The organism is Burkholderia sp. Tr-20355 (genome assembly GCF_017104685.1).
GTDB classification, from domain to species: domain Bacteria; phylum Pseudomonadota; class Gammaproteobacteria; order Burkholderiales; family Burkholderiaceae; genus Burkholderia; species Burkholderia seminalis.
Map to the genome: position 1 here is coordinate 62893 of NZ_JAAGPK010000029.1, position 6987 is coordinate 69879.

General features: G+C 68.4%; 3 protein-coding genes. 2 read left to right on the forward strand and 1 reads right to left on the reverse strand.

From position 1 onward, the window contains the following. Window positions 1-119 precede the first annotated feature (119 nt). Entirely contained in the window at window positions 120-4052 is a 3933-nt protein-coding gene (gene putA / locus G3N62_RS10735; protein ID WP_034188164.1) for a trifunctional transcriptional regulator/proline dehydrogenase/L-glutamate gamma-semialdehyde dehydrogenase, read from the forward strand. Between the two features lie 83 nt (window positions 4053-4135). Then, window positions 4136-5275, forward strand: a complete 1140-nt coding sequence (locus G3N62_RS10740; RefSeq protein WP_034188163.1) for a branched-chain amino acid ABC transporter substrate-binding protein — start codon at window positions 4136-4138, stop codon at window positions 5273-5275. Between the two features lie 114 nt (window positions 5276-5389). On the opposite strand, the gene G3N62_RS10745 is transcribed toward G3N62_RS10740, so the two are convergent. After that, window positions 5390-6898, reverse strand: coding sequence for an AMP-binding protein (locus G3N62_RS10745; RefSeq protein WP_124670651.1), 1509 nt, complete (start codon window positions 6896-6898; stop codon window positions 5390-5392). Window positions 6899-6987 lie beyond the last annotated feature (89 nt).

The window sequence follows — 6987 nt, forward strand, 5'->3', positions numbered from 1 at the left end:
ACTAACTTATGGGTGCAACCTGTTCGGTAATTTGGTTGCACCTTTTTATTGCGTGCCGTAGGATTTCGCGCATCCTCTTACACCACATCGCCGGGCTCGCACCGGCGCACGAACCCACCATGGCAAGCACGACTCTCGGCGTCAAAGTCGACGACCTTCTCCGCTCGCGCCTCAAGGACGCCGCCGCGCGCCTCGAGCGCACTCCCCACTGGCTGATCAAGCAGGCGATCTTCGCGTATCTCGAGCGGATCGAGCACGGCCAGTTGCCGCCCGAACTGTCGGGCCACAGCGGCGTGACGGAGCTCGCCGACGGTCAGGCGGCGGACGGCGACGACGACAACTCGCCGCATCCGTTCCTCGAGTTCGCGCAGAACGTTCAGCCGCAATCGGTGCTGCGCGCGGCGATCACGGCCGCGTACCGCCGCCCGGAGCCGGAATGCGTGCCGTTCCTGCTCGGTCAGGCGCGCCTGCCGGCGAACCTGCAGGCGGACGTGCAGGCGCTCGCGACGAAGCTCGTCGAGGCGCTGCGCGAGAAAAGCTCGGGCGGCGGCGTCGAAGGGCTGATCCACGAGTTCTCGCTGTCGAGCCAGGAAGGCGTCGCGCTGATGTGCCTCGCCGAGGCGCTGCTGCGCATTCCCGATCGCGCGACGCGCGATGCGCTGATTCGCGACAAGATCAGCAAGGGCGACTGGCGCTCGCACGTCGGCCACGCGCCGTCGCTGTTCGTGAACGCGGCGACCTGGGGGCTGATGATCACCGGCAAGCTCGTGACGACCAACAGCGAAGCGGGCCTGTCGTCGGCGCTCACGCGCCTGATCGGCCGCGGCGGCGAGCCGCTGATCCGCAAGGGCGTCGACATGGCGATGCGCCTGATGGGCGAACAGTTCGTCACCGGCGAGACGATTTCCGAAGCGCTCGCGAACAGCCGCAAGTACGAAGCGCGCGGCTTCCGCTACTCGTACGACATGCTCGGCGAAGCGGCGACGACCGAAGAGGACGCGCAGCGCTACTACGCGTCGTACGAACAGGCGATCCACGCGATCGGCAAGGCGGCCGGCGGCCGCGGCATCTACGAAGGCCCGGGCATCTCGATCAAGCTGTCGGCGCTGCACGCGCGCTACTCGCGCTCGCAGCAGGACCGCACGATGAGCGAGCTGCTGCCGCGCGTGCGCGCACTCGCGCTGCTCGCGCGCCGCTACGACATCGGCCTGAACATCGACGCTGAAGAGGCCGACCGCCTCGAGCTGTCGCTCGACCTGCTCGAGGCGCTGTGCTTCGATCCGGATCTCGCGGGCTGGAACGGCATCGGCTTCGTGGTGCAGGGCTACCAGAAGCGCTGCCCGTTCGTGATCGACTACCTGATCGATCTCGCGCGCCGCAGCCGTCACCGCCTGATGATCCGCCTCGTGAAGGGCGCGTACTGGGATACCGAGATCAAGCGCGCGCAGGTCGACGGCCTCGAAGGCTATCCGGTCTATACGCGCAAGATCTACACCGACGTGTCGTACCTCGCGTGCGCGAAGAAGCTGCTCGCGGCGCCCGACGCCGTCTACCCGCAGTTCGCGACGCACAACGCGTACACGCTGGCCGCGATCTACCAGCTCGCGGGCCAGAACTACTACCCGGGCCAGTACGAATTCCAGTGCCTGCACGGGATGGGCGAGCCGCTGTACGAGGAGGTCACGGGCCGCGACAAGCTGAACCGTCCGTGCCGCGTGTACGCACCGGTCGGCACGCACGAGACGCTGCTCGCGTACCTCGTGCGCCGCCTGCTCGAGAACGGCGCGAACACGTCGTTCGTGAACCGTATCGCGGACAAGACCGTGTCGGTGAAGGAACTGGTCGCCGATCCGGTCGACGAAGCGTCGAAAGTCGTGCCGCTCGGCGCGCCGCACGCGAAGATCCCGCTGCCGCGCAACCTGTACGGCGACGAGCGTCCCAATTCGATGGGCCTCGATTTGTCGAACGAACACCGGCTCGCCTCGCTGTCGTCCGCGCTGCTCGCGAGCGCGCATCATCCGTGGCGCGCGGCGCCGATGCTCGCCGACGACGCGCTCGCCGACGCACCGGCACGCGACGTGCGCAACCCGGCCGACCAGCGCGACCTGGTCGGCACGGTCAGCGAGGCGACGGCCGAACACGTGAGCGCGGCGCTCGCGCACGCGGTAGCCGCCGCGCCGATCTGGCAGGCGACGCCGGTCGACGCCCGCGCCGACTGCCTGGCGCGCGCAGCCGACCTGCTCGAAGCGCAGATGCACACGCTGATGGGCCTGATCGTGCGCGAAGCCGGCAAGTCGCTGCCGAACGCGATCGCCGAGATTCGCGAAGCGGTCGACTTCCTGCGCTACTACGCGGCGCAGATCCGCGACGAGTTCTCGAACGACACGCATCGCCCGCTCGGCCCCGTGGTCTGCATCAGCCCGTGGAACTTCCCGCTCGCGATCTTCATGGGTCAGGTCGCCGCGGCGCTCGCCGCCGGCAACACGGTGCTCGCGAAGCCGGCCGAACAGACGCCGCTGATCGCCGCGCAGGCCGTGCGCCTGCTGCGCGAGGCCGGCGTGCCGGCCGGCGCGGTACAGCTGCTGCCGGGCACCGGCGAGACCGTCGGCGCGGCGCTGGTCGCCGATCCGCGTACGCGTGCGGTGATGTTCACGGGCTCGACCGAAGTCGCGCGCCTGATCAACAAGACGCTGTCCGCGCGCCTCGACCCGGAGGGCAAGCCGATTCCGCTGATCGCGGAAACGGGCGGCCAGAATGCGATGATCGTCGACTCGTCGGCGCTCGCGGAGCAGGTCGTTGCGGACGTGATGCAGTCGTCGTTCGACTCGGCCGGTCAACGGTGCTCGGCGCTGCGCGTTCTGTGTCTGCAGGACGACGTCGCGGACCGCACGCTGACGATGCTCAAGGGCGCGATGCACGAGTTGGCGCTCGGCAACCCCGACCGGCTGTCGACGGACGTCGGCCCGGTGATCGACGGTGAAGCGAAGCAGACGATCGACGCGCACGTCGCGACGATGAAGGACAAGGGCCATGCGGTCACGCAACTGCCGACGCCCGAGGCCTGCGCGCACGGCACGTTCGTGCCGCCGACGCTGATCGAGATCGGCAGCATCGACGAGCTCAAGCGCGAAGTGTTCGGCCCCGTGCTGCACGTGGTGCGCTACCGCCGCAGCCAGCTCGACAAGCTGCTCGAGCAGATCCGCGCGACCGGTTACGGGCTGACGCTCGGGATCCATACGCGGATCGACGAGACGATCGCGCACGTGATCTCGAATGCGCACGTGGGCAACATCTACGTGAACCGCAACGTGATCGGTGCGGTGGTCGGCGTGCAGCCGTTCGGCGGCGAAGGGCTGTCGGGCACGGGTCCGAAGGCCGGGGGCGCGCTGTACCTGCAGCGCCTGCTCGCGACGCGTCCGTCGGGCCTGCCGCGTTCGCTCGCGCAGACGCTGATCGCGGACGGCGCGGTCGAAGGCGATGCGCGCGGCAATCCGGCGGCGGCGCTCACGACGCTGCGCGACTGGCTGATCGAGCAACGCGAGCCGGCACTGGCCGCGCGTTGCGACGGCTATCTGGCACAGGTGCCGGCCGGCGCGACCGCCGTGCTGACCGGGCCGACGGGCGAGCGAAACACGTATACACTCGGCCCGCGCGGCACGGTGCTGTGTGTCGCGGCCACCCCGAGCGGCGCGCGCGCGCAGTTCGCGGCGGTGCTGGCCACCGGCAACCGCGCGTTGTTCGCGGGCGCGGCCGGCGAGGCGCTGGTCGCCGCGCTGCCGGCGTCGCTGAAGGCGCATGCGAGCGTGCGCAAGCAGGCCGATGCGCCGTTCGACGCGGTGCTGTTCGAAGGCGACAGCGACGAACTGCAGACGCTCGTGAAGGACGTCGCGCAGCGCCCGGGCCCGATCGTATCGGTGCAGGGCGTGTCGGTGGGCGCGTTCGAGAACGGCGATGCGGAAGACTACGCGCTCGAGCGGCTCCTGACGGAACGCTCGGTGAGCGTGAATACGGCCGCGGCGGGCGGCAATGCGAATTTGATGACGATCGGCTGATCATCCTTGCCGTTCGGATCAAACAAAGAAGCGGCAAGGCGATCCCGAAGCCGCTTCATTTACCCTGGTACCAAGGAGATGCTATGCAACACACGATGAAAAAGGTGGCAGGCGCGACGTTCGTCGCCGTCATGTCGCTGGCGGGGACGGCCCATGCGGATGACGTGAAGATCGGTTACGCAGGGCCGATGACGGGCGCGCAGGCGCACTACGGCAAGGACATGCAGAACGGGATCGTGCTCGCGCTGGAAGACTTCAACGCGACGAACCCGAAGATCGGCGGCAAGCCGGTGAAGTTCGTGCTGAGCACGCAGGACGACCAGGCTGACCCGCGCACGGGCACGACGGTTGCACAGAAGCTCGTCGACGACGGCATCAAGGGCATGCTCGGCCACTTCAACTCGGGCACGACGATTCCCGCCTCGCGCATCTACGCGAACGCGGGCATTCCGGAAATCGCGATGGCGACGGCGCCGGAATACACGCAGCAGGGTTACAAGACGACCTTCCGCATGATGACGTCCGACACGCAGCAGGGCTCGGTGGCCGGCACGTTCGCGGCGAAGGATCTCGGCATGAAGAAGATCGCGATCGTCGACGACCGCACGGCCTACGGCCAGGGTCTCGCCGACCAGTTCGAGAAGGCGGCGAAGGCCGGCGGCGCGACGATCGTCGACCGTGAATTCACGAACGACAAGGCGGTCGACTTCAAGGCGATCCTGACCAAGCTGAAGGCTGCGAAGCCGGACATGGTCTACTACGGCGGCGCGGATTCGCAGGCAGCGCCGATGGTCAAGCAGATGAAGGCGCTGGGCTTCACCGCACCGCTGATGAGCGGCGAAATGGTGAAGACGCCGACGTTCCTGAAGATCGCGGGCAACGCGGCCGACGGCACGATCGCTTCGCTGGCCGGCCTCCCGCTGGAAGAGATGCCGGGCGGCAAGACCTACGCGGACAAGTACAAGAAGCGTTTCGGCGAAGAAGTGCAGACGTACTCGCCGTACGCGTACGACGGCGCGATGGCGATGCTGAACGCGATGAAGAAGGCCGATTCGACCGATCCGGCGAAATACCTGCCGGTGCTCGCGAAGACCGACATGGCCGGCGTGACGTCGACGCACGTCGCGTATGACGCGAAGGGCGACCTGAAGAACGGCGGCATCACGATGTACAAGGTCGAGAAGGGCGAGTGGAAGCCGCTGAAGAGCATCGGCGGCAAGTAAGCAGCCTGTCGCGATGTTTTGAGGTGCAGGCGGCGATGAAGATCGCTGCCCACTCATGAAAAAAGCCACCGGGCCGTCGAGGCCCGGTGGCTTTTTCATTGCCTTGTGCCGGCGCTAATCCCCGCGCACGCGCAGCAGGAACTTCTGCAGCTTGCCGGTCGGCGTGCGCGGCAGCGCCTGCGCGAACGTGAATTCGCGCGGAATCTTGTACGCGGCCAGCCGCTCGCCGCAGAACGCGCGCAGCGCCTCCGCGTCGGGCGCCGCATTCGCGCGCAGCACGACGTGCGCGACGACCGTCTCGCCCCAGTCGGGATGCGGGGCCCCGACGACGGCCGCCTCGGCGATATCAGGGTGCGCGCCGAGCACGTCCTCCACTTCCTTCGAATAGACGTTCTCTCCACCGGTCACGATCATGTCCTTCAGCCGGTCGACGATGAACAGGTAGCCATCCTGATCGATCCGCGCGATGTCGCCGGTGCGATACCAGCCGTCCGGCGCGAACGCCGCGTCCGTCGCGGCCGCGTCGTCGAGATAGCCGAGCATCATGCAGTCGGCCTTCAGCCAGATCTCGCCGGTCTCGCCCGGCCGCGCGTCGATGCCGTCCAGCCGCACGACGCGCAGGTCGACGCCCGGGCCGCCCTGGCGGCCGATCGAGCCGGCCTTCGCGATCTGCTCGTCCGGATACAGCGTCGTGCCGGCCGGGCCCGTTTCGGTCATCCCGTACACCTGGAAGAACGCATGGCTGCGATACGCCTGCGCGAGCCGTTCGGCCTGCGTGGCGCCGATCGGGCCGCCGCCGTACAGCCACGCGCGCACGCTCGACAGGTCGAACGCGCCGAAGCCGTCGACCGTGTCGAGCGCCAGCGTGTACGACACCGGCGCGCCGAAATACAGCGTCACGCGTTCGCGCTCGATGGTTTGCAGGAAGCGCAGCGGATGGTATTCGCGCATCAGCACGACGGTGCCGCCCGCGAACAGCGTGCCGCCGAACCAGTTGTTCAGCGGCGACGAGTGCCAGATCGGCATTGCCATCAGCGTGCGCTCGTTGCGGCCGATGCCGGTCGCGAGCGCCGCCTGCATCGCCGCGAGCGTCACGGTGCGATGGCTGTGCACGCAGCCTTTCGGGCGGCCGGTCGTGCCGGACGTGTAGAGAATCTGCGCGATGTCGCCGTCGGCCGGTTCGATCCCCGCGAGGGCGTCACGCGTCATGCACATCGTGTCGAAGTTCGGCACGCCGTCGAGTTCGCCCTCGGTCACGAGCCGCCGCGCGGGATGCGCGAGGCGCTCGACCACCGGCGCGAGCGCCACGTCGAACAGCAGCGCCTTGCAGCGGCTGTGCTCGAGCACGTAGTCGACTTCCGGTGCCTGCAGCTTGTGGTTGATCGGCACGAACGCCGCGCCGAGCCGCCATGCGCCGAACATCAAGTCGACGAAGGCCGGCGTGTTGAAGCACATCGCGGCGACGCGGTCGCCGGCCGCGACGCCGAGCGCGCTCAGCACGGCCGCCGCGCGGTGCGAGCGCTCGCGTGCGGCGGCATAGGTGATCGTCGCGGATTCGTTGACGAGGAACGGCTTGTCGGGCGTCGCACGAGCGGCGCGGTCGAGGGCGGCGACGAGGTTCATCGGGGCTCCGGGCGGGCGAACGAAGGCGAACGCGGGTGAACAAGGGTGAACGGACCGGCGTCAGGCCGGGTAGGCGCGCTGCAGCAGCG